Raw genomic sequence first — 24,669 nt, forward strand, 5'->3', positions numbered from 1 at the left:
CTGCGATTACTTATTCTGATTTTAATAAATCTTCTAAGTTTTTTAGAGATTCTATTATATTATTATAATACTCCAATGATACGTATCGCCTAAACCTTCTTTTTGTTCTAATAATAGACTTAATTTATCTTTTTTAGACATACTTCTTTCTTAACAACAAATTTTCTCGCTCATACAGTCTTTTTTTGTTATAATTAATTTAATAAAATGTTCACAATCTGTGTGCTTTATTAATTAGATAAGGGGGATATTTGATGGAAAAACATGAACTTTTTGATCATAGAGGAGATTTACCCTTTTATTTTAAAATTTTAAATAAAAGTCAGTATCAAATGGCATGGCATAAAGAAATTGAAATTATTTTAGTACTGGAAGGAACTTTAAATATAACTTTAGGAGATGAAACATATACACTTAAAAGTAATGACTTCTTTCTAATAAATAGTAATGAAGGTCATAGTATAACTCAAGCTGATGAAAATTCTATTATATTATCCCTAAGTTTAGATACTTTATTTTTTAAAAAACACTACCCTAAGCTATTGGAAACCTATATAGACTGCAAGTGTTTTTTTACAAAAGAAAAAAACAAAAAATATGAATTTGTAAGACATTGTATAGCAAAAATGTTATCAATTCTTCATGAAAAAAATGATTATTATCAATTTTATTTATTAAAGGAATCCCTAACTTTACTTGAATATCTTCTATGTAATTTTAAAAAAGACTATCATAATGCTAACAAATCTTTTAATAGACCCGCTTTGAATAGATTAAAAAGAATTTTAAACTATATTGATAATAATTACACACAAAAAATCACCTTATCTGATATAGCAAGCTTAGAATATATTAGTATTTACTATCTTTCAAAACTATTTAAAGAACACTTAGGAATTGGCTTTCATGAATATCTAAATCAATATAGACTTAATAAATCTATGAATGATTTATTAAATACCAATAAGAATATAATTGATATTGCTTTAGATAATGGGTTTCCTAATGCAAAATCATATACTAAAATATTTAAAGAAAAATATAAATTAACACCAGATGTATTTAGAAAAAATTTAACCCCTACGAATTCTTTCACTGATAATATTTCATTAACACTCTCTGATTATGCTCAAAATGTAATAGAGCAATTTATTAAAGAACAAGAAATTCATATTAATAAGGATTCTATTAAAACTTCTTCTATTGATATTGATACAAATAAAACTTTAGGAAAATATAACTCATTCCATAAGATTCTTCATTTTGACTTGGCATATGACAACTTAAATACAAATTGGCAATATAATCTTCAAAAGATACAAAGTGAAATTAAATTTGATTATATTAAACTAAGTGGAATTTTCACAGAAGGTATGTATTTTTATAACAAAGAAGATAATCTATATAACTGGTTTAATATCGATATTTTACTTGATTTTTTTATTAAAATTGGTCTAAAACCTTATATAGAGCTGTACTATACTTCAAAAAAATATACTTTGAAAACATGGCATATTCTACTGGAAAAATTCATTTCTCATTGTATTGACAGGTATGGAATTACAGAAGTAGAAACATGGAAATTTGAATTATCAGGTGAAAATCGCAGCTATGAAAACTCTATTGATTTATACACAAAAACATTAAATATTATAGAAAAAAAATTTAAAACACTAAAACTTGGAATTCTCTTTGTTCCAGCTTCAAATTTTGAAGAACGTTATTTTTTAATAAATTTTAAAAATAGAAAACTAGACTTCATGTCTATTGAAATGACACATGAAGCGTATATTAAGAAAAAAAGACTTGTAAAATCTCTAATAAATAATATAAAAAAAATGAATCTGAAACCTTATTTTATAAAAACTGAAACTACTCATTATTTAAATGATTCTTGCTTTAAAGCTTCTCAATTAGTAAATGAAATATTAAATGATTTTCAGGATGCAAATAGACAAGTAAGTTTTATTGATAACTTAAAAAGCTCAAAAATGTTTTATGGTGGCTTAGGCATATTAACATATAACGGATTAAAAAAACCCATATACAATGCTTATTTTTTATTATCAAAACTTACAGGGGAAATTGTTGCAAAAGATAAAAATTATATAGTACTTAAACAGGATAACAAATTACAAATTCTACTATACAATTCTTCTGAAAACGAAGATCATTATAACCTGAACTTTCAGCAATATTTAAGTGCAAAAGAAATATTGGTAGATAAGAATAAAAAAATTAAATTAAATCTTGACTTAGATAAAGGATTATATAAGTTCAAGTATTATACACTTTGTAGTGAGCGTGGTTCAATTTTTGATGCATGGACTAAAATTGCATCACCTAATATTTTAACCGAAGAAGATGCTCAATATCTAACTTATAAAGAACAACTAGACATAAACATTAAAACACTTCATATAAACAATACTGCAACCATTGAAGAGTTTCTAGGTAATGATACTATAAAATTAATTGAAATAGAAGGAATCCACTAACTTTAATTAATTTTAAGACAAGCCTATATTCTGAGAATTTATTGAATTAATTATCTCAAAATCATAGGCTTGTTTTAATATTTAAACTAATTTATTTTTTATTTATTGCAATTTCTTTCAAATCAATTAATGATTCTTTTATATAACAAGTTAATTTTTCAGCATTTTCTTTGTTAACAGTTTTACTAGTCACACAAAGAGAAATTCTATCATTTTTAATACTATATCCCACTCCAAAACCATCTTCTACTACTGGTCCAAATCCAAAGTATTCAATAAACTCCGCACCTAATCCGCTAGTAGATATAAAATCATGTTTTAGTTTTAAATATGCTTCATCTTTAAAAATTGCAGGTACTTCATTAATTCCAAGTTCTTCTCCGAAATGCTTGTACATCATAAGTAATCCATATAAATGCCTTTCTACTCCATAACCCTTTTGACAATCTTTTATACGATTAATATGAGCTTCAAAAGCATCATTCATTAACTCATTTAAGACTTTATAATTTTCTTTCTTATCTACAAAAGACTTAACAAAATTTAGTACTTTTAAATTTACAGGTCTAGTACATTCTGTACGCCCTTCATTAAATGTACGCACAGCAACAGCTTCATATGTGCTTCTTAAAGTACCAAATAATCGATATTGTGCAAGCTGTAAAGCTAAGTGGAAAAACGCATCTGGACTAGCCCCTAACTTCTTAATTTCTTTTTTTCCAAAGTCTATAAAATCAAGGATTTCAATATGACAATCTTGATTGTTTTTTAAGTGTTCTTCTCTTAATTTATTTAGTGTTTCTTGAATATCACACGAAATTTCCCAATCTAATTTTTTTATTGAAGAATTATTTGTTATTTCTTCTTTTGTTACATCTTCTTTTATTATATCTTCCTTTTCCAATACGTTATTGATACGATTTAATATATTTATCCATGTACTTCCATCAACTGCAGTGTGTTCAAGGTTGAATCCAATTTCTCCATTTAAATTCATAACTAATTGACAACTCTTATCAAAGTAACGATTTCTTCCATCTGAACAAAGTAAATTTCTTATAGTTTCATCTAATCCTTTACTCTCTTCATCTATACAAATAGCAAATATTGCATCTTCAATTATACTTAAATTTTCTTCATTTAGTTTTGAGGCTTTAATTTCTCTGTATATTTTACTACACTCATCTCTTGAAGCAGTAGTTATAATTCCAATGTTATTTCCTTCTTTACTAAAGTTAGAATTTATAAGATTTTGAATAGAATTAGTTATTTTATTACTAGGAATTAATTCTCCATCCTCATTTGATATATCTAATTTATATATATTTCCTTTAAACAGAATCACAATATATTGCTTCTTATTATTAAAGTCACCTATTTTATATTCGTCTCTCTTTTCCTTTGCAATACGAGTTGCTTTTAAAATATTTTTATACTGATCCATACATAATGGTGTATCTTTGATTTTTTCAGGTTTTAAAGTTTCATTTGCTACTTCTTCATAAATTTTACCGAGCTCAAAAGTAATGATTCCAGCTATTTGAGGCATAGAATATTTCGATTTCAAATGCTCTATTTTTAATTTAAAGAAATAACTCATATTTATAACAATAGGGTCACGATATTCAAGATACATATCATCCCAAAATGGTTTTAACCAACTACCTTCAGTCTCTTCATTCCACTTTATCAATCTCTTTTGAAGTATTAACCCAGTACTGTTATTTGATGATAAAAAATCTTTTAAAACTTCTTTACTCTTCCCAAATTGTTCTTCTGAAACCAATGGCTTTATCCATTGAAGAAACTTTTCCCCAGTCTCTATTAAATCTGGAACTGGTAATGATGGTAAATCTTTTTTATACATAAACATGTTTTCCATAATTATTTCGCCTCCAAAACAATCTATAAATACACTTAAACCAATCGATACGTATCCCTAGCAATTACTAATTCTTCATTTGTAGGAATTTTAAATACTTTTACTTTTGATTCTTCAGATGATAACTCTACAATTCCATCCTGTCTTTCTGAATTTTTTTGGATATTTAATTTAACACCCATAAACTCTAAATCTTTACAAACTCTTTCTCTTACTACTGAAGAATTCTCTCCAATTCCTCCTGTAAAGCAAATAGCATCTACTCCGCCTAAACTTGCAGCATATGCACCAATATATTTTTTAATTTTAAAAATAAGCATATCAAATGCTAATCTAGCTCTTTTATTTCCCTTATTCATTTCTTCTTGTAAATCTCTACAATCTGATGAATCACCAAAAACTCCAAGTATTCCAGATTCTTTGTTCATTCTAGTATTCATTTCATTACTAGTTAAATTTCTTTTATCCATTATATAAAGTACACTTGCAGGATCTATATCACCACATCTAGTTCCCATCATAAGTCCTTGAAGTGGTGTGAATCCCATTGAAGTATCTATACTTTGTCCATTTTTTACTGATGTAATTGATGATCCATTCCCTAAATGACAAACTATAATTTTTGAATTTTCCTTGTTTAAGTATTCATTTGCTATATTAGAAACATATTTATGCGATGTTCCATGAAACCCATATTTTCTAACCTTTAATTCTTCATAATCTTCAATTGGCAGTGCATACATATAAGAATAATCAGGCATACTTTGATGAAATGCCGTATCAAAAACAGCTACATTTGTTTTGTCTGGCATTAATTCTTTACATATTTCAATACCTAGTACATTTGCTGGATTGTGTAATGGTGCTAACTCACTTAACTCCCTTATTTTTTGTAATACATCATCATTTACAACTACTGAGTCGTCAAAATATTCTCCTCCATGAGCAACCCTATGACCTATAGCATTAATCTCTTCAATTGATTTTATTACTCCATTATCTATATTCTGAATTTTTTCCAAAACTAACTCTATTGCTTCTTTATGTGTTGGTAATTCTACTTCTATGTTTTCCTTAATATTTTTAGATTCAACTTTATAAATGATTCTTCCATCTAGTCCAATTCTTTCGCATAAACCTTCAGCTAAAACATACTCTGAAATAATATCTATAACTTTATATTTTAATGATGAACTTCCACTATTTAAAACTAGAATTTTCATTAATTAAGCCTCCTATTGTATTGCTGTAATTGCAGTAACATTAACTATGTCTTCTACGCTACAACCTCTTGAAAGGTCATTTACTGGTTTTGCAAGCCCCTGTAATAATGGTCCATAAGAATCCGCTCCAGCTAATCTTTCTATTAATTTTAGTCCTACATTTCCTGTAGATAAGTTAGGAAAAATAAGCACATTTGCATTTCCCGCTACTTGTGAATCAGGTGCTTTTTTATTAGCTACTGCTTGAACCAACGCAGCATCTGCTTGTAATTCATCATCAAAAGCAAAGTCAACCTTTCTTTCCTTTAATATTTTTCCAGCTTCTATTACTTTATCCACATGTTCATGCTTTGCACTTCCCTTTGTTGAAAAAGAAAGTAACGCAACTTTTGGATCAAAATCTAATAATGCCTTAGTTGTTTCAGCAGAACACATAGCCATATCTGCTAATTGACTTGCTGTTGGATCAGGAATAACCCCACAATCACCTACAACTAAAATACCATCATTTCCAAATTCAGATTTGCTCTCAGGTAACGTTAGAATATTACAAGAAGAAACAGTCTTTAATCCTTCTTTTGTTCCAATTACATGCAATGATGCTCTTATAACATCAGCTGTAGGTGATGCAGACCCTGCTACCATTCCATCTGCTATACCTAGTCTTACAAGCATAGCCCCAAAATATCTATAATCATTCATTAATGTTTCTTTTGCTTTTTGAAAAGTCATCCCTTTTCTTTCTCTTAATCTAAATAACTCTTCTGCAAATTCATCTATTTGACTAAAGTTTTTAGGATCAATAATTAGAGCATCTTCTATACACACATTAATTTTTTTTGAATTTTCAGTAACCTCAGTTTCATTACCAATCAAAATTAACTTTGCTAAATCTTCAGATATAATTTTTTCTGCCGCTCTTAATACTCTTTCATCTTCAGTCTCTGGTAAAACTATTGTATTTTGAATTTCCTTTGCTTTTTCTTTAATACCGTTTATTATGTTCATAAAATATCACCCTTAAAATTTTTTTCTTAAACCATTCTTGATATATCAAGCGATTACTTTCTTTAAAGAAGGTATTATAGTATTCATGGTAACATCTTTCTAATTTTAAATAAGGTTCTTTTTAGTAAAGGAAATGTCATTTTTTCGCTAATTTTTTCTCAACTGTCTTTAAAAGAACAAAATTAGCCCATTTGATAGTTCTTTTTTGAATATATATCATTAACTTTATACTTATTGAATTTAACACTATATATAGAAAAATATGGAGTAGAATGATACACTTAATATATTTAATTCAAAAAAGGGTTTACTCAGTTTATCTTTAGATAAAATGAGTAAACCCTTTTTTTGTCCAAGGTACAATAAAATTAAAATTTCTCGGAGAGAAATGTCAATCATTATACATTGTACATTATCCATTATCCATTTCTTTTAAAACGGCTTGCCGTGCTTTTAAGCACTTACTGTATTTTTCACAATATTTTTATCAACTTCTCCAGCCTTCATTAACGCCATTTTAGTTAGTAGTGGGCCTACTAATTCATATACTACTGTAGCGCCTAATATGATTGCTCTTATTTCCATTCCATGAGTTGGTAACGCTTCTTGTGCTGCCATTGCAAGTCCTATTGCAACACCAGCTTGAGGTACTAAGGTTAATCCTAAATATTGCTGTACACTTTTAGGCGCTTTTGCCATTTTAGCTCCTATTCCAGCTCCTACTACTTTTCCAATAACTCTTACCAAGATATATAAAACTCCAGCTACTCCTACCTTTAATAGTATTGATAACTCAAGTTCAGCTCCTGCAAAAGTAAAGAATGCTATAAAAATCGGAGGTGTAAATCTATCAACCACTTCTAATGTTCTCTTACTATTAGGCATTATATTAGATACTGTAGTACCAATAGCCATGCATAATAATAATGGTGAAACGTTAAAATGGTTAGAAATCCCTACAGATATAAATACTACACCAATTGTTAGAGATAAAAGTCTATCTCCACCCTTTGCATTTTTAGAGATAAATGCCAATATTATACCTATGCCTATACCGATAACAACAGCTAAAACTATTTCCATAATAGGTTCAAACAACATATTATATAATGTTATCTCTCCACCAATAGACGATAGTCCTTTAGCCACTGTTATAGATACACCAAAAACTATAATACCTACTGCATCATCCATAGCAACAATTGGAAGTAAAGTGTTTACTACTGGACCTTTTGCTTTATACTGCCTAATTACCATAAGCGTTGCTGCTGGTGCTGTAGCTGCTGCAATTGCTCCGATTACTATACTAAAACTTAAATCTTTCCCCCCTATAGTCAGCATAGCTAGTGTAACAAGAATTACTGCACCTAACGCTTCACATAGTGTGATTAATACGATTCCTTTTCCCACTTTTTTAATATGGGATATCTTTAATTCACTACCTATACTAAAAGCGATAAAACCAAGTGCAACCTCTGATATTATAGATAACTGCCCTACAATATCATGTGGAATTACGTTTAAAAAAGATCCTCCTATTACTACCCCACCTAGAAGATAGCCTGTTACCTCTGGTAACTTAAACTTTGAAACAATTCTACCTGACACAAGTCCAACAAGTAAAATTAATCCAACATAAAACAAGATATGCATTTTTACGCGCCTTCTTTCATTAAATTAGTCTTAAACAATATAAAAATTCATTACTATTCTAGGCCCATAGATATTATAATAACACAAATTTAAAATTATTTTAAACTTTTTTTGAATTTTAACCAACTCTTAATATTCCACCACATTATTCCATATTAAGCTTATTAAAATCTTATTCTATTTACACCCATATACCCCAAAATCATTTTTGATAAAATCCAAAGCTAAGCCTTGGGGATACCCCAAGGCTTATATATTTATTAATTTATTATGCTCCTAAAGTTGCAACCATTACTGCTTTAATTGTATGCATTCTATTTTCAGCTTCATCAAATACAATTGATGCTTCACTTTCAAACACATCATTGCTTACTTCCATTGATTCTAATCCAAATTTCTCATGGATTTCTCTACCTATTACTGTATTTAAATCGTGGAATGCAGGAAGACAGTGCATAAACTTAACATTTGGATTTCCTGTCATATCCATCATTTCTTTATTTACTTGATATGGCTTTAATGTTTCAATTCTCTTAGCCCAAACTTCTTCTGCTTCTCCCATTGATACCCATACATCTGTATAAATGAAGTCAGCACCTTTAACACCCTCTTGAACATCTTCAGTAAGCATTATTTTAGCTCCTGATTTTTCAGCTATTTCCATACACTTGCTTACTAACTCTTCTTCTGGGAATAACTCTTTTGGAGCAACGATTCTGAAATCCATTCCCATCTTTGCAGCACCAATCATTAATGAGTTAGCCATATTATTTCTACCGTCTCCTGCATAAGCAAATGTAACTTTATTAAGCGGCTTATCAGTATGCTCTTGCATAGTTAAGAAGTCAGCTAATATTTGAGTTGGATGAGCCTCATTAGTTAATCCATTCCATACAGGTACTCCTGCATATTCAGCTAATGTCTCAACAACTTCTTGACCAAATCCTCTATACTCAATTCCATCATACATTCTTCCAAGAACTCTTGCTGTATCAGCGATAGATTCCTTTTTACCCATTTGGCTTCCTGTTGGTCCTAAATAAGTAACGTGTGCTCCTTGGTCTAACGCAGCTACTTCAAATGCACATCTTGTTCTAGTTGAAGCTTTTTCAAAAATCAATGCAATATTCTTTCCTTTAAGTCTTGGTTGCTCTGTTCCAGTATATTTTGCTCTCTTTAAATCTCTAGATAAATCTAGTAAGTAGTTTATTTCCTTTTGTGAAAAATCTAAAAGAGTTAAAAAGTGTCTGTTTCTTAAGTTATACATATTGTTACCCCCATTAAATTGTTATTTATTTAATTTTAATTCCCTTTAAATCCTTAATTATAGTTTTTCTCTGTAGAATGGCATAGACATACATCTTGGGCCACCTCTACCTCTTGATAATTCACTTGATGGTATTGCTAATACCGTAATATTATTTTTATCTAAAATTTCGTTTGTAATATAGTTTCTTTCATATGTGATTACTTTTCCTGGAGAAATTGCTAGTGTATTTGAACCATCATTCCATTGTTCTCTTCCAGCTATTATCCTATCTCCATTACCACATCTAATTAATTTTGCATCAATATTTAGGTGTTTTGATAATATCTTTTCAAGAGTTCCCTGTTCTTCCTCAGCAATAACTTCCCCTGTCTTTTGATCATAAGTTAAAGCTATTACTTTCAAGTCACCTTCTATTCCTGGATGAACAGTAAACATGTCATGATCAATCATTGTAAACACAGTGTCAAGATGCATAAAAGCTCTAATTTTTGGAATATCAAATATCAATATTGTATTGAAACTTTCTCCACTCTTGAATATATTCTCTGCAAGTTTAAATACAGCTTCTTTATCAGTTCTTTCACTATAACCTACAGCTAATACCTCTTCAGATAGAATTAACTGATCTCCACCTTCAATAGCAAATTCATTATCTCTGCTGTACCAATGAGGTATTCCAGCATCTTTATATTCAGGATGATGATTAAATATATATTTACCAAATATAGTCTCTCTTCTTCTTGTAACAGTTCTCATATGATTTAAAGATATACCTTTTCCAATACAAGCAAACGGATCTCTTGTAAAGTATAGATTAGGCATAGGATCCATAATAAATGGATATTGATCAACATCTTCTTTAAGATTAACCTCTTTTCTCCTTACTCCTGCCATAACTTTATCTACCATTGCTTTAGTTGGCATACTCTTTAGAAAATCCTTTAGATATTCAATGTTTTTAATATCTTTAACATTACACTCTGCAAGAACCTCATCTAAGAATTTTTCTTTTATCATGTTATCTTTTAAGGAATCCGCAACAAGTTTCTCTAGATAAAGAACCTCAACTCCGTCATTTCTTAATACATCTGCAAATTTATCATGTTCATCTCTAGCAACCTTTAAATAAGGAATATCATCAAACAAGAGTCTCTCTAAATATTCTGGAATAAGGTTTTCTATCTCTGCTCCTGGTCTATGAAGCATTACAGTTTTTAACTTACCTATCTCAGAATAAACGCTGATTTTCCTTCTATCATTCACAAAATCACTCCTCTTAAATATAAGCCTATCTTACTATTCTAGTTCCTGATTCACCTCTTAAAGCCTCTTTAGCTTTTGCTAATGAAGCTATTATTGCAATCTTTGATGCATCATTAAGAACAAATTTCTTACATGCTTCAACTTTTGGAAGCATGCTTCCAGGTGCAAATTGACCTTCTTCTATATATTTATCTACTTCTTCAATATTTATTTCTGCTAATTCTTTCTGATCTGGTTTATTAAAATTAACACAAACTCTATCAACAGCTGTAAGAATTACTAATGCATCTGCATCTAATATTTCTGCCAACTTTTCAGCAGCAAAATCCTTATCAATAACAGCAGGTACACCTTTAACCATTCCATCTTCTCTTATAACTGGTATTCCCCCACCACCACAAGCGATTATAATGTTTTCATTCTCAACTAAGCTTTTAATTATATCTTTTTCAATTACATCTACCGGTTTTGGAGAAGCTACAACTCTTCTATATCCTCTTCCAGCATCTTCTTTCATTACATAACCATTTTCTTCTTCAAGCTTCTTTGCTTCTTCTTCATTATAAAATGATCCTATTGGTTTAGTAGGGTTTTGGAATCCAGCATCATTCTTATCAACAACAACCTGTGTTACAACTGTTCCTACATTTTTCTTAATATTTCTTTTTGCAAGTTCCTCAGAAATTGCATTCTGAAGATGATATCCTATGTATCCTTGTGAAAATGAACCACAAACATCAAATGGCATTAATAAGTTTGCTTCACTAGATTTATGTGCCGCTTCTATTGAAGCTACTATTTGTCCTACTTGCGGACCGTTTCCATGTACAATAGATACTCTATGCCCTTCTTCAATTAGGTCAACAATAGATACTGCTGTATCTTTACATGTATTTAATTGCGCTTGTGCACTCTTATCTTTCGGATTACTTTGAAGTGCATTTCCCCCTAATGCTAATACAATTTTCATGAATTCCCCTCCTAATATGTTCCTTAATTTCATATTAAGTAATTTTCAGAATATTGTCAAATTATCAAATCTTCAGTTTTATGAATATATATTCTATCCTTTTCATGTTAAATTTTCTATATTTTTAAAACCACCCTAAAAATTTTAATGAAATTGAATTCTAATGTGAATATTTATTAGTTTTTATTGGATAAAATTTTTTTTTATTTTCTATATACTTTTTTGACTTTTATGCATATACTATATATATATAACAATATACCCCCTAGGGGTATAAGGAGGTATATAAAATGAAATTAAACATTGATAAACAAACCTTAGAAATATTAAAAAAATATTTCCCAAATAATACTAATATTCGTTTGAAAGTTATAGGTTTTGGTTGAGCAGGACCAAAATTTGATATGGTTCAGGATGAACCTACTAAAAATGATATTATAGAGAATATTGATAGCTTCAATTTTATAGTAGATAAAGATGAAGAATATATCTTTGCCAATGCGTCAATAAAATATGTGAAGAGTATGTTTGGATCTGGATTTAAAATTACTACAGATTATAAAGGTAGATGTTAAGCATATTGGACCGTGCCCTAAATGATTAACTCAATGGCTGATTTGTGTTTTTTAACTAATTAGTTGTTTGCAAGTAAAAAAATCATACTAAAAATAGTATGATTTTTTATATTCCTGTTAATTAAATACTTAATTAACTTTATAGTTCGTTATATTCATCAACAATTTTTTGAGCTACTTTTTTAATAACACTTGCCTGAGCAATCAATGTCATTACCATTAAGAATACTAATATTCTTTCCTCATCTTTATTTTGAAGATTCATATCCTTCATCAGGTCTTTTAATTTATCTTCCTTAAAGTATTCTTTAGCGAAAAAGTCATCAAAACTATTTCTTTGAATTTCACAGAAAACTTTATAAGCTTTCTCCCATGATATAATATCGTCACTTCTATCATTAATTTCATTAAATGCTAATCTAAAAACTTTTTTAATTTCTTCAGTAGTTAATATTGGTCTCATATAACTTAACAGAGCAAGTTGTGCCAAATGAAGTTTTGTATAACCACGTTTTTTTCCGTCTTCTGGCTTAGAGATAACTTCACTTTTAATATAGTTCTGAACAATATTATTAGTATATTTTTCATTTTCAAATCTATCATTTAAATAATCAATTACTTGTGATAAAAAGAAATCATATTGTGGTAAATCCTTATATGGAATAACGCTGTTTTTGGACATTTCCTCTACCATTTCGTTTACTGCTCCTATGGAGAAGTTTTCCTTATTCATAATCTCACCTTCCAAATATATTATTTCATTTATATTAATTCTTCCTTATATATATTAATCCTTAAAAATTAATCTTTATCCATCTATATTATATGATACCTATAACCTTATTACAAGTTATTATATATAAATATTTAATTATTTAACAATTTTTTATCATTTTCATAAATATTTTCATTAAAATATCAAAAATAAATTTCCATTTTTTCTTATTATGTATAAAATAAATTTTTAAACACCCTTGTGGATAACTTATAAATATCTGTGAGTATTTAAACCCTATAAATGCTTATATATGTATGTGTGAGAGATAATAAATTGTTTTTTCCACATTATCCACAGCCCTGTTGATAATTTTGTTAACATTATAGAAAATTTACTCAAAATTATAGCATCAATATATTGTACTGTGGATAACTACATACCACAATATATTGATGCTTTTTTAAATGTTATTTTTTTGCATCTTCTAAAAATTTCTCTATTCCTATATCCGTTAATGGATGTTTAAACATTTTTTCAATAACTGATGGTGGAATCGTTGCAATATCTGATCCAGCTTTAGCCACTTGCTGAACATGCATTGGATGCCTAATGCTTGCTGATATTATTTCAGTATTAATATTGAAGTTATCATAGACCTCTCTAATATCATATATTAAATTAATACCATCATATCCTATATCATCTACTCTCCCTAAAAATGGACTAACATAAGTTGCCCCAGCCTTAGCTGCTATTAATGCCTGATTTACTGAAAAAATAAGTGTAACATTTGTTTTTATACCTTCTTTATTTAAGTTATATACAGCTTTAATTCCTTCTTCACACATTGGTATCTTAATTACAACATTTTTATGAATTTTAGCTAATTCTTTTCCTTCCTCAATCATACCTTCATGATCTTCACTTATTACTTCAGCACTAATTGGACCATCTACTATGCCACAAATTTCTTCAATAACATCTGCTAAGTTTCTTCCCTCTTTAGCAATAAGTGAAGGATTAGTTGTCGCTCCATCTAAAATGCCGAACTCTGCCATCCTTCTGATATCGTTAACATTTGCAGTATCAACAAATATTTTCATTTCAATACCTCCTAATCTCCCAATTAAATTTAAACTAAACTACATTTTATTATAACTTAAAATTGTCAATTAATATACAATAAATATTTTTCAGAATATTGTTTCCAAATTATTTACAATCTATTTTTTGACATTTGAATGTACAAGCTTCGACAGTTTGTCTACATTTACCCAGTAAATTACTATTTTACATCGATATTTTTTACTTAATTTGCGTTTTTTTTTTATGCATTTTTTGGGTATTTTCCTTGCAAAACACCCTTCCCCCTTAGAGCATCAATGTTTCGAGCCTTATAGTAAAAATTTGTATATATTTTAAAATACATATTGACATTTGAATAATTTGGTAGTATATTATCTATAGATGGAATAAAAAAATCATTTTGTAACTTAAAGGATTTTATTTAAAGAATATATTGACTTTTTATGTCATATTTGTTATGATTTTAAGTGAAAATTGTCGAACATTGTAAAAAGGAGGATGTTGAATATGAAATCAACAGGTGTAGTAAGAAGAGTAGACGAATTAGGAAGAATTGTTATTCCAATAGAATTAAGAAGAACTTTAGATATTGCTGAAAAAGATGCTTTAGAAATTTATGTAGATGGTGAGCAAATAATCTTAAAGAAATATGAGCCAGCTTGTATTTTCTGTGGTGATGCTAGAGACGTTATCAACTACAGAGGTAAGAACATTTGTAAACACTGCATGGAAGAAATGAAAAACAATAACTAAGTATTACATATTGCTAATATAAAAGCCTGTGCTATGCACAGGCTTTTATTTATATTTCTAAAGAATATTTGTAAACTTCACTTTTAGGAAGATTTCTTTCCTTTGCCACTTGCTTTATTGCATCCTTTTTTCTCATACCATTTTCCATATGAACTTTGATATGTTCTTCAATACTAAGCTCTTCCCATTCTTGTTTCTTCTCTTCTTCTATTTCTTCTTGAGTTTTACCTTCTACAACAAGAACATATTCACCTTTTGGTTTACGCTCACTAGAATAATATTCTATAGCCTCATCAATTCTCATTCTTAAAATTTGTTCATGTAATTTTGTTAGTTCTCTACAAATTGCAATTCTTCTATTACCTAGATTTTCCTTTAAAAATTCTAAACCCCCTATTAATCTATGAGGTGATTCATAAAATATTAATGTTTCTCTATTTTCTTTTACTTCTTGAACTAGTGCTTTTTTTCCCCTATTATCTCTAGGTATAAATCCTCTAAAAGAAAATGACTCTGTAGGTAATCCAGAATATACTAATGCAGTTGTAAAAGCTGTAGCTCCTGGGAGTACCTCAAATTCAATTCCCTCTTCAATACATTTTTTAATAATTACACTTCCTGGATCTGAAATTCCTGGTGTACCAGCATCTGATACTACAGCTACAGTTTGCCCTTCATTTAATTTGTCAATAATAAAATTAACCTTTTCTTTTTCGTTATGCTGATGATAGCTTGTAAGTGATTTTTTAATATTTAAATGATTAAGAAGTTTTAATGTTACTCTTGTATCTTCAGCCGCTACTAAATCAGCTTGTTTTAATGCTTCTATTGATCTTAAAGTTATATCCTTCAAGTTACCTATCGGAGTTGGTACAATATATAGTTTTGACAAAACATCATCTCCATTCATACTTTCTAACCACTGATTATACATTAAGTTATTATTAGAAGTCAATATTATGATTCAACCATAAAAAGTATATTAGTCTAACTTCATATAAAATGTATAGGAAAAAGGACTGTTCTTTTAACAGTCCTTCTCCTCTAATTACTTTTTATTTATGCACTTATTTTTATAACTACTCGTTATATGTGGCATAAAATATTCATTTGTCTTAAGTAATTAGAACCTTACTCTGTCTCCGTTTTTTTTCCTAGCAGATGCTTCTTTGCTTTTACGCAGTGCTAAAAAGTGATGTTTGCTAATTGGAATATTTTCCTCTTGGCTACCACGGAGTGTAGCTTTTTTGATCATAACTATCATCTCCATTACTGTTAATGATGTTACTAACTTGCTACAATAATAGTATAACCGGAATACAGTTTTAAATTCATATATTTTAACGGTAATTTAATGTTTTAATTATTATGATTGTTAAATTCTCTAACTATTTCCATATCATCAAAGTGAATAGTTTCATTTTTTAATATTTGATATGTTTCATGGCCTTTACCTGCTATCACAACTACATCCTTATCATGAGCGATCTTCAACCCTTTATTTATTGCCTCTTCTCTATTACTTATTCTCTCATAATTGCAATTTAATCCTTTGATCCCTTTTTCAATATCATCAATAATACTCTCAGGCTCCTCACTTCTTGGATTATCGGATGTAATAATCACATAATCTGACAATTCCCCTGCTATACGGCCCATTATAGGTCTTTTGGTATTATCTCTGTCTCCTCCACATCCAAAAACAGTTATAATGCTTCCTTCTGCATATTCTTTTATGGACTCTAATAAACTCTCTAAGGCATCTGGTGAATGTGCATAGTCTACTATAGCTACAGCTCCATTATTCATTCTTTGGGCTTCTAAGCGCCCTCTAACACCTCTTATTTTAGGAAACACACTTAATACATCATCAAAATCCACTCCTAGCAGCATACATACTCCAAAAGCAGCCAGTAAATTACTAACAGTAAACTTGCCAGGAACATTAACTTTAACAGTTTGACTTTTATTTTTATAATGAATATCGAACTCTACTGAATCTATGGCTAATTTTATATTGGTAGCTCTTAAATCAGCCTCATCATTAACTCCAAAAGTAACTACTTCCCCATCAAAAGTATCTATAATTTCTTTTGATACTGGATCCTCTATATTAACTAATGCATTTTTACACTTCTTAAATAATTTTAATTTTGCATTTTTATAATTTTCCATAGTTCCATGGTAATCAAGATGGTCCTGGGTTAGATTTAAAAATACACCTATATCAAAATCACAAAAATCCACTCTTCTCATTTCTAAAGCAACAGAAGTAGCCTCAATTATTGATGCAAAGACCTTTTCTTCTCTCATTTTTGAAAATATATTCTGTAAATCTGGCGATTCAGGAGTAGTAGGTGTTGTGGTATTAGCCTTTATATCTTTATCATTTATCTTACAACCAATAGTTCCAACAACACCAACATTTTTATTTAGATTCATTAATATATCTCTTATAAAAATTGATACTGATGTTTTTCCATTAGTACCTGTAAGTCCTACTAAATTAAAATCTTTCGAAGGATCTTTATATAACACAGTAGCCAGTCTAGCCATTTCTTTTCTAGAATTCTCAACTTTAATTACTGGAATATCTTTTGGAATACCTTTCACGCTTTTCTCTACTAAAAGGGCTTTAGCTCCCTTTTCTACTGCATCTTTTGCAAAATTATGACTATCAATATTTGTTCCTTTTAAGCATATAAAAATATCTCCCTCTTCAATACGTCTAGTATCATACTTAATTTGATTTATATCTATGTCTAAATTTCCTTGAATCAGTTCATATTTAGTTCTTTTAAGCAATTCTAATAGGTTCATTGAATACCTCCTTAACCAATTTAAAACTCAAGAATAGTCTCTCTATATATTATAGTAGAGAATTAAATAATGATAAACCACTAATGTTTTAAAATTTTATTGAATTTATCACTCTATAGTGCTAAATTTTTATTGACATCTTATTTTATGAATGTTATTATATTTGATAATAAAGAAAAACTTACGAACATTTCCCAACAAAACATTAATAATATTCGCACTAGGAGGAATGATATGAAGGATTTGTTATATAAAATTCCAGCATCTATTCACGATGTAGGTACTATCAAAAAATTGTTATACGAACACTCTGAAATAAAATTCATCTCATTGGTTGGTATTGATTTATCAGGCCATGATACAGACACAAAAATTCCAGTAAAACTATTTTTAGATGATTTACAAGATTTTTTAAATGGTTCTGTTCAAACTGATGGTTCTTCAGTTGTACTTCCAATAATTGCTACTCTTAATAATGCTAAAATCGACTTGGTACCAGATTTAAGTGTTGATTGGTTTGTAGATTATAATTATGAACTTGTTAAAGATGGCTTCCCAGTAGGAACTCTAAAAATCCCATGTTTCTTATTTCATGACGGTAAGGCAGTGGATTCAAGATCTATTCTTAATAATTCCATCAAAGCACTAGAAACTTCAATAATGGATATGCTTAAGGACTCTCCTGAAATTTGCAGAGATTATGGATTCCGCTACGAAGATTTATCCTCAATTTTTATATCATCTGCAACTGAATTAGAATTTTGGGTTAAAACTCCAAATGAAAAAGCTCAGTTAGATCAGCTCTCCACATCTCAGGTATTAAAGGAACAATATTGGAAAAAGACAGTTGGTATAATTAGAACTTCTCTTGAAGAAACTTTATTAGAAATGGATAAATACGGATTTGAACCTGAAATGGGTCACAAAGAAGTAGGAGGTGTAAAAGCTTCTATAGATATTCAAGGTAGGCACACTCATATTATGGAGCAACTTGAAATTGATTGGAAATACAGTTCAGCTCTTCAAGCCGCTGATAATGAATTATTCATTAAAAGCCTAGTTAAAGAAACTTTCAGAAGAAATGGTCTTGATGTTACTTTCTTAGCTAAACCACTAGATGGGGTTGCTGGAAATGGTAAACATATTCACATAAGTATCAACGCTAAATTAAAAGATGGTCAAAAAATAAATCTTTTTGCTCCAACTAAGCATCATTACATGAGTAGTATAGGATATGGTTCAATAATGGGTATTTTGAAAAACTACGAAGTAATAAATCCATTTGTAACATCATCTTATAATGCACTTAAGAGATTAAAGCCTGGATATGAAGCTCCAGTATCTATAGTTGCTTCATTAGGCCATACAATTGATACACCTTCTAGAAATAGAACTGTATTACTAGGACTTGTACGTGATGTAACAAACCCTGCTTCTACTAGATTTGAATTAAGATCTCCTAATCCTCATTCTAATACTTATTTATCATTAGCTTCTATGAATATGGGAATGCTCGATGGGATAAAATATGCTCTTCAAGCTAATAAATCTGAAGATTCTTTATTGAAAGAACTTAAGAAATCATTTAATGAGTCAGCAGATTATCTGGAAGATGACAGAGTATATATTAGTGAAGAAGATATATTTGAAGATTATTCTGAGGAAGATAGAAAGGTTCTTTTTGGAAAAACTCCAAGAACGGTTTATGAGTGTTTTTCTTCTCTAGTAAATAAAGATAATAAGTATTCTATTCTACTTGATAAAAATGTTTATGATAACTTGCTAATTGAAAGTTATACTTCTGCAAGACTTTCAAAATGGTTAGAAGATATTAAAGGTAGAGTTATACCTACTCATATAAATTCATTAAAAGCTATGGTAAAAGTTCATGACTATGAATACTCTACTGATTACGATGAAGATATGTGGGATAAAATCGTTACTATAAAAAAAGAACTTGTACAAAACACCTTAAATACCAAATCATTATTCAATAGATTGAAGGAAGAAATTGAAGTTTGTAACTATGCCGCTATTTCTGAACTGGAAATGGAAATGGATGCTAAAATGAACGAAATTAAAGAATTATATTATGCATACACTTCTAATATAATATAAAAACAAAGGCACGCGATGCGTGCGATTAAAGCAAATGTATAATTGATAATGGATAATGTATAATGATGGATGCTTCTCACTTACGTGAGAAGCTGCATTTTATTGTTCTTTAGATAAAGAAAGGTTTACTCATTTTATCTTTGATAACATATTGTATTTAATATACAATATTTCATCAAAGTGAAACGAGTAAACCTCTTATTGTTTTCGGAATAATAATATTATTAAAATTTCTCGGAGAGAAATATCATTCATTCTACATTATCCATTATCCATTGTCTTTTAAGTATTTCTTCTTCACTTATTTAATAATATCTATAAAATCATTATTTTCAAGTAAAGTATTAAAAGCTCCATCTGTTGCTGCAAGTTCTTTGAATTTATCAGATATTTCAACGGCTTTTCTTAAGTTTTTAATTGCATTATCTTGATCATTTATTTTTCCATATGATCTTGCTAAGTTATAGTATCCATCTCCAAAATTCACATTTAACTCTACTGATTTAGAGTAATTTTCAATAGCAGATTCATACTCTTCTTTACCATAATATATTTCACCTTTTAAAAAATAAGCTATATATATATTAGGATAATCACCTTGTAATGTTACTTTATCTAAATAAGTTAGTGCATTCTCATAATCACTGGCTATAAATTTGATAGTACCCATATAATAATACGCATCAGTGTCATCTCCTACTATCTCAATATATCTCTTAAAGTTATCAAATGATTTATCATATTCTTCTTGTGCAAAATATACCATCCCTATTCCATAGTATGCTAATGCAGATTTTTCATCAATCTTTATTGCCTCTTCATAACTTATAAGCGCGTTCTCATATTCACTTAATTCCCATTCAATATTTCCTTTATTAATGTAATTATCAGCCTTCTGTTCAATGTTAATAAGCTTACTACTATAATCTAGCGCTTCTTCAAATCTTCTTTGTTGCATAAGTATGGATATTATATGATTATATGCAAATGTATCATTCTCATTTTTTTCAATTGCTTTCTTATAACTCTCCATAGCCTCTTCACTCTTGCTCTGACTTTCTAGTTTATGTCCCTTTATATCATAGAGTTGATAAGAAGTGAAAATACTGTATATGGCAGAACCTGATAATATAATCAATATGATTAATATAATAACAGATATCTTATTATCATTTTTTCTTCTAAGTTTTATCATATATATAGTAAAGATTATTATTGCTAATAATATCAAAACACTTCCTATTACCATTATATTCACCCCTATTACTTAGTCTATGCCTTAAAACCATAGTTTAATAATATAGCTTCTCTCTTATATGCTATATTCTATGCATAAATCCATGCTCCTATCCAACAGATAGGAATAAAAAAAGCACGCAATGCGTGCAAAAAACAAACGGACAGTTGACAGTGTCAACTATGTTTTTATCTCTCTTTATACATTTCTATAATATCTTCAGTATATCCACCCTCAGCAGTATGAATATTTAGAGGTGGATCCCACTTAAGAAACTTTCCTCCATCTCGCTGACCTTCAACTAAAACAATATTAGCGGCCTTTCCTTCACTAGGATGTACCATCCTTATTCTCTTTGGTTCTATCCTGTATTTTCTCATGAGAGTCAATATATCTACCATTCTATCTGGTCTGTGAACCATAAAAAACCTTCCATTATCTTTTAATAAATCTCTTGAAGCTGATATAACATCTTCAAGTGTACACAATATCTCATGTCTTGCAATAGCATTTTTATCATTCTCATTGATTATTCCGGAATTCTTAAGTTTATATGGAGGATTTACTGTAACTACATCAAACCTTCCTAGTTTCTTTAATAATGCCTTATCCTTCAAGTCACCATGAGTGAAACTAATCTTATCATGAAGATTATTATATTCAACGGATCTATTTGCCATATCAACAAATTCTTCTTGAATCTCAACTCCTACAATTTTTTCAGCTGAAGTTTTACCTGCTAATATAAACGGAATTATACCTGTCCCTGTACATAAATCAACCACACTTCCTCGCTTCTTTATGTTAGCAAAGTTTGCTAATATAACTGCATCTACACCAAATCTGAATCCATCTGTTTTCTGTATAACGTGTATACCTTTTAGCTGTAAATCATCCAATGTTTCTCCACTTCTTAGTATTTCCATTTCTCACCTCTAATTGTTTTGAGGTAGGAGTCCTTATCCTACCTCAATGTTTTATCATATTATAATATGCTACTAATTATTCTCTTCAATACCTTCAATTTCATCTGATTGTTCTACTTGCTCTGAGTTAACAGTACTATCACTTGACTTGCCTTCTTGAGCATCTACTTCTTGAACTGTTTGTATAGGCAGTGCCTCTACTATTCCTTTAGCTAGTCCTATAACTATCTTCTCCTGATACTCTTTAGTATTAAGTAATCTATCTTCATTTTCATTACTTAAGAATCCCATTTCAACTAATACAACCGGCACCTTTGACCAATTAAACCCAGTAATATCTTTTCTAGGCTTTAATCCTCTATTATACATTCCTGCTTCCTCTACCATTGCATCAATAAGTATTTTACCACATCTTTTACTCTCATCATATATAGCTGCAGTATGCTCTGTTAAATCAGGTATTAACATTGATGCCCCATATGCATTTGGAGTTCCTGCTGAGTCAGCATGCATTCTTATTGCTAGCGCTGCACCTACATTATTTCCAATCTCAGCTCTCTCTACATTTCCTGGACTTTCTTCATGAGTAGTTTTTGTCATTACAACTATATACCCTAGCTCCTCTAGTTTCTCTTTTAACATCATAGAAACATCCATAGCTATTATATACTCTGGAACCTTAGTGAAAGACCCTGTTGCCCCTCCTCCATCTTTAATCTTCATAACACTAGATCCTGGAGCATTAGGTTCTTTTTCTAGGTTAGATCTATTACCATGACCCGGATCAATCAGTATAATATTATTACTAGGATCATATGTAACCTTCTTAACATTTGGATATGCTTCATCAACTTTACTTTTAGAATTTGATGTTTTAATTGTTTCTTGAATCTTATTTTCATCATTTTTTGTTTCATTTTTTAATGGTTCTTCTGTAACCTCTTTTTTCTCATCTGTAGATGTCTCTGTATTTGAATCTTCTTTTATTTCTTCTTTTGTCTCATCATTTTTACTCTGATTTTCTTCTTTATTTGCATTATCGATCTCATCTGATTTTTTATCATCATTCTTGTCATTAACTACATTTTCTTTGTGATTATCAGAGCTATCTTTTCTATCAATATCTTTAGCTACTTCTTCATTATTTGTATCTTTTGAAGATATCTTCTCACCTGCAACAACTTTATTATCACGATTTCCTAAGGTCATAAATATCACCCCAAGACAAATTCCCACAAATACTAGCAATATTAAACTTGATTTTTTCTTCTTTTTACGAGTCATATTATTTTGCTCCTTTTAGTTTAGTTAATTTTTCATTTAAAAACAAAATATATAATTATTTTATCATAATATGTAATTATTATAAAGAAAACCAACAGCCTTACTACTTATCAGACTGTTGGTAAATTCAAAATTTATTCTTTATCTACTGCTACTGCTTTAATAGCTTTATCAATAGATGTTTCTTTAACTCCATTACCTGTGTTTTCTATATAAATACTTGTACTTGGGAATGCGAAACTTACTCCGTTATCCTCAAATATCTTCATTAACTTAAAGTTGATATCCTCTTTTATTTTCAGATGCTCTCCCCAATTTGTTGTCTTTGTGAAGAAATACAGGAATATATCTAAGCTACTGCTGCTAAATTCATTAAAAGTAACAAATATAGTTTCTTGATGAATATCATTATGTTCTCTTAACATACTTTCTATTTGTTCTATACATAACTTTATCTTCTCTCTAGGTGTATCATATGTAACCCCTAGATTAAATGATATTCTTCTCTTTCCTCTCTTTGTATAGTTTGTTATTGAAGTATTCGCAAGAAGAGAGTTTGGTACTATAACCATTTCTTGAGAGAATGTTCTTATTCTTGTACTTCTAAAAGATATATCTTCAACAACCCCTTCAATTGAGTCTGCTGATATCCAATCTCCAATATTAAAAGGTTTTTCTAGTATTAAAGCAACTCCTCCTATTATATTAGAAGCAAAATCTTTAGCAGCAAGTGAAAATGCTAATCCTCCAAGACCTACCCCTGTAATTAATGTACTGATGTTAATTCCCCATATAGGTAATATTTGTAATAATGCTGCAATCACTAACAATACTCTTAGACATTTTATTATAAATGGATATAATATCTTATCTACCTTTATTCCTAAACGCTCTTTTAGGTTCTCAAACATAACTGATTTTTCTTTAGTTACATTATAAACTCCCCATGTAACGCAATAAAGAACTGCAGTCCTCAATACTTTAATAGTTAAGTCATAAGTTATTAACTCTGTTATTGTTTCTTTACTTGTTGTAACTTGAAGAAAAAATAATATAGCACCGCATATACTAGCTATACTCAATAATATATTAATAGGTTTCTCAAAACTCCTGAATAACTTATCATCAATATCATTCTTTGTCTTGTCAGCATGTTTCATTAAACGTTTATATATCTTCTTAACTACCACTCTTCTCATAAAGTTCAATATTAAAAATAGACCTAAAGCTAAACCAATCTCTCTAATATGTATCGTTTTTATAAAAAAATCAAGGACTGATTGCAGAGTAATATTATTAAAATCCAATTTAAATCCACCCCTCACCGAAATCAATATTTATTCAATTAATATTATACATCCATGTTAGGTTATAGGGCAAATTAA

Annotated in this window: 20 protein-coding genes; 4 read left to right on the forward strand and 16 right to left on the reverse strand. The window is 29.3% G+C overall.

What is annotated here, in order from left to right; genetic code table 11:
* Positions 1–254: 254 nt before the first annotated feature.
* On the forward strand, positions 255–2,498 hold the full coding sequence (locus tag OW730_RS01010; RefSeq protein ID WP_271227319.1) for a GH39 family glycosyl hydrolase: 2,244 nt from the start codon (positions 255–257) through the stop codon (positions 2,496–2,498).
* A gap of 91 nt (positions 2,499–2,589) precedes the next feature.
* On the opposite strand, the gene OW730_RS01015 is transcribed toward OW730_RS01010, so the two are convergent.
* From OW730_RS01015 to arcC, 7 genes are all read right to left on the reverse strand, one after another.
* Positions 2,590–4,380 carry a choline/carnitine O-acyltransferase gene (locus OW730_RS01015; RefSeq protein WP_271227320.1) on the reverse strand — a complete coding sequence of 597 codons (1,791 nt, stop codon included), beginning with the start codon at positions 4,378–4,380 and terminating at the stop codon, positions 2,590–2,592.
* Positions 4,381–4,415: 35 nt separating this feature from the next.
* Positions 4,416–5,603: an acetate/propionate family kinase gene (locus tag OW730_RS01020; RefSeq protein WP_271227321.1), complete on the reverse strand. Its 1,188-nt coding sequence runs from the start codon at positions 5,601–5,603 to the stop codon at positions 4,416–4,418.
* Positions 5,604–5,615: 12 nt separating this feature from the next.
* Positions 5,616–6,611 (reverse strand): phosphate acetyltransferase, encoded by a 996-nt coding sequence (gene pta / locus OW730_RS01025; RefSeq protein ID WP_271227322.1) that lies wholly within the window; start codon positions 6,609–6,611, stop codon positions 5,616–5,618.
* A 453-nt stretch (positions 6,612–7,064) separates the two neighbouring features.
* The gene (locus OW730_RS01030; protein ID WP_271227323.1) at positions 7,065–8,264 is read right to left on the reverse strand and encodes a cation:proton antiporter; all 1,200 of its coding nucleotides are present in this window, start codon (positions 8,262–8,264) and stop codon (positions 7,065–7,067) included.
* Positions 8,265–8,532: 268 nt separating this feature from the next.
* Positions 8,533–9,531: an ornithine carbamoyltransferase gene (argF, locus tag OW730_RS01035; RefSeq protein ID WP_271227324.1), complete on the reverse strand. Its 999-nt coding sequence runs from the start codon at positions 9,529–9,531 to the stop codon at positions 8,533–8,535.
* Positions 9,532–9,588: 57 nt separating this feature from the next.
* Positions 9,589–10,797: an arginine deiminase gene (gene arcA / locus OW730_RS01040; RefSeq protein WP_271227325.1), complete on the reverse strand. Its 1,209-nt coding sequence runs from the start codon at positions 10,795–10,797 to the stop codon at positions 9,589–9,591.
* Positions 10,798–10,822: 25 nt separating this feature from the next.
* Positions 10,823–11,767: a carbamate kinase gene (gene arcC, locus OW730_RS01045; protein ID WP_271227326.1), complete on the reverse strand. Its 945-nt coding sequence runs from the start codon at positions 11,765–11,767 to the stop codon at positions 10,823–10,825.
* A gap of 404 nt (positions 11,768–12,171) precedes the next feature.
* On the opposite strand from arcC, the gene OW730_RS01050 reads away from it, so the two are divergent.
* Positions 12,172–12,342: a hypothetical protein gene (locus OW730_RS01050; protein ID WP_271227327.1), complete on the forward strand. Its 171-nt coding sequence runs from the start codon at positions 12,172–12,174 to the stop codon at positions 12,340–12,342.
* A gap of 139 nt (positions 12,343–12,481) precedes the next feature.
* Here OW730_RS01050 and OW730_RS01055 read toward each other — a convergent pair whose 3' ends face one another.
* On the reverse strand, positions 12,482–13,075 hold the full coding sequence (locus OW730_RS01055) for a DUF1836 domain-containing protein (protein ID WP_271227328.1): 594 nt from the start codon (positions 13,073–13,075) through the stop codon (positions 12,482–12,484).
* Positions 13,076–13,527: 452 nt separating this feature from the next.
* Positions 13,528–14,163: a fructose-6-phosphate aldolase gene (fsa, locus tag OW730_RS01060; RefSeq protein WP_271227329.1), complete on the reverse strand. Its 636-nt coding sequence runs from the start codon at positions 14,161–14,163 to the stop codon at positions 13,528–13,530.
* Between the two features lie 490 nt (positions 14,164–14,653).
* Here fsa and OW730_RS01065 point away from each other — a divergent pair, with 490 nt between their 5' ends.
* Entirely contained in the window at positions 14,654–14,899 is a 246-nt protein-coding gene (locus tag OW730_RS01065; RefSeq protein ID WP_271227330.1) for an AbrB/MazE/SpoVT family DNA-binding domain-containing protein, read from the forward strand.
* A gap of 49 nt (positions 14,900–14,948) precedes the next feature.
* Here OW730_RS01065 and rsmI read toward each other — a convergent pair whose 3' ends face one another.
* The 3 genes from rsmI to OW730_RS01080 form a co-directional block, all read right to left on the reverse strand.
* Complete coding sequence (rsmI, locus tag OW730_RS01070; protein WP_271227331.1) at positions 14,949–15,809, reverse strand: 16S rRNA (cytidine(1402)-2'-O)-methyltransferase; 861 nt, start codon at positions 15,807–15,809, stop codon at positions 14,949–14,951.
* A 213-nt stretch (positions 15,810–16,022) separates the two neighbouring features.
* Positions 16,023–16,154, reverse strand: coding sequence for a hypothetical protein (locus OW730_RS01075; protein WP_271227332.1), 132 nt, complete (start codon positions 16,152–16,154; stop codon positions 16,023–16,025).
* 104 nt (positions 16,155–16,258) lie between these two features.
* On the reverse strand, positions 16,259–17,719 hold the full coding sequence (locus tag OW730_RS01080) for a UDP-N-acetylmuramoyl-L-alanyl-D-glutamate--2,6-diaminopimelate ligase (RefSeq protein ID WP_271227333.1): 1,461 nt from the start codon (positions 17,717–17,719) through the stop codon (positions 16,259–16,261).
* 234 nt (positions 17,720–17,953) lie between these two features.
* Here OW730_RS01080 and OW730_RS01085 point away from each other — a divergent pair, with 234 nt between their 5' ends.
* Positions 17,954–19,837 carry a glutamine synthetase gene (locus tag OW730_RS01085; protein ID WP_271227334.1) on the forward strand — a complete coding sequence of 628 codons (1,884 nt, stop codon included), beginning with the start codon at positions 17,954–17,956 and terminating at the stop codon, positions 19,835–19,837.
* 301 nt (positions 19,838–20,138) lie between these two features.
* Here OW730_RS01085 and OW730_RS01090 read toward each other — a convergent pair whose 3' ends face one another.
* From OW730_RS01090 to OW730_RS01105, 4 genes are all read right to left on the reverse strand, one after another.
* Positions 20,139–21,086 (reverse strand): tetratricopeptide repeat protein, encoded by a 948-nt coding sequence (locus tag OW730_RS01090; protein WP_271227335.1) that lies wholly within the window; start codon positions 21,084–21,086, stop codon positions 20,139–20,141.
* 176 nt (positions 21,087–21,262) lie between these two features.
* A complete protein-coding gene (locus tag OW730_RS01095) occupies positions 21,263–22,000 on the reverse strand; it encodes a tRNA1(Val) (adenine(37)-N6)-methyltransferase (RefSeq protein ID WP_271227336.1) in 738 nt (245 codons plus the stop codon).
* Between the two features lie 72 nt (positions 22,001–22,072).
* Entirely contained in the window at positions 22,073–23,284 is a 1,212-nt protein-coding gene (locus OW730_RS01100) for an N-acetylmuramoyl-L-alanine amidase family protein (RefSeq protein WP_271227337.1), read from the reverse strand.
* A gap of 134 nt (positions 23,285–23,418) precedes the next feature.
* The gene (locus tag OW730_RS01105; protein ID WP_271227338.1) at positions 23,419–24,591 is read right to left on the reverse strand and encodes a mechanosensitive ion channel family protein; all 1,173 of its coding nucleotides are present in this window, start codon (positions 24,589–24,591) and stop codon (positions 23,419–23,421) included.
* Between the last annotated feature and the right edge of the window lie 78 nt (positions 24,592–24,669).

It is taken from the genome of Oceanirhabdus sp. W0125-5, from assembly GCF_027938815.1.
Taxonomy (GTDB): domain Bacteria; phylum Bacillota; class Clostridia; order Clostridiales; family Clostridiaceae; genus Oceanirhabdus.

Bases quoted from the DNA above. Each gene is read 5' to 3' on its own strand.
- OW730_RS01010 (WP_271227319.1), top strand. From the start codon at position 255: ATGGAAAAACATGAACTTTTTGATCATAGAGGAGATTTACCCTTTTAT.
- OW730_RS01015 (WP_271227320.1), bottom strand. From the start codon at position 4,380: ATGGAAAACATGTTTATGTATAAAAAAGATTTACCATCATTACCAGTT.
- OW730_RS01020 (WP_271227321.1), bottom strand. From the start codon at position 5,603: ATGAAAATTCTAGTTTTAAATAGTGGAAGTTCATCATTAAAATATAAA.
- pta (WP_271227322.1), bottom strand. From the start codon at position 6,611: ATGAACATAATAAACGGTATTAAAGAAAAAGCAAAGGAAATTCAAAAT.
- OW730_RS01030 (WP_271227323.1), bottom strand. From the start codon at position 8,264: ATGCATATCTTGTTTTATGTTGGATTAATTTTACTTGTTGGACTTGTG.
- argF (WP_271227324.1), bottom strand. From the start codon at position 9,531: ATGTATAACTTAAGAAACAGACACTTTTTAACTCTTTTAGATTTTTCA.
- arcC (WP_271227326.1), bottom strand. From the start codon at position 11,767: ATGAAAATTGTATTAGCATTAGGGGGAAATGCACTTCAAAGTAATCCG.
- OW730_RS01050 (WP_271227327.1), top strand. From the start codon at position 12,172: ATGGTTCAGGATGAACCTACTAAAAATGATATTATAGAGAATATTGAT.
- OW730_RS01055 (WP_271227328.1), bottom strand. From the start codon at position 13,075: ATGAATAAGGAAAACTTCTCCATAGGAGCAGTAAACGAAATGGTAGAG.
- fsa (WP_271227329.1), bottom strand. From the start codon at position 14,163: ATGAAAATATTTGTTGATACTGCAAATGTTAACGATATCAGAAGGATG.
- OW730_RS01065 (WP_271227330.1), top strand. From the start codon at position 14,654: ATGAAATCAACAGGTGTAGTAAGAAGAGTAGACGAATTAGGAAGAATT.
- rsmI (WP_271227331.1), bottom strand. From the start codon at position 15,809: ATGAATGGAGATGATGTTTTGTCAAAACTATATATTGTACCAACTCCG.
- OW730_RS01075 (WP_271227332.1), bottom strand. From the start codon at position 16,154: ATGATCAAAAAAGCTACACTCCGTGGTAGCCAAGAGGAAAATATTCCA.
- OW730_RS01080 (WP_271227333.1), bottom strand. From the start codon at position 17,719: ATGAACCTATTAGAATTGCTTAAAAGAACTAAATATGAACTGATTCAA.
- OW730_RS01085 (WP_271227334.1), top strand. From the start codon at position 17,954: ATGAAGGATTTGTTATATAAAATTCCAGCATCTATTCACGATGTAGGT.
- OW730_RS01090 (WP_271227335.1), bottom strand. From the start codon at position 21,086: ATGGTAATAGGAAGTGTTTTGATATTATTAGCAATAATAATCTTTACT.
- OW730_RS01095 (WP_271227336.1), bottom strand. From the start codon at position 22,000: ATGGAAATACTAAGAAGTGGAGAAACATTGGATGATTTACAGCTAAAA.
- OW730_RS01100 (WP_271227337.1), bottom strand. From the start codon at position 23,284: ATGACTCGTAAAAAGAAGAAAAAATCAAGTTTAATATTGCTAGTATTT.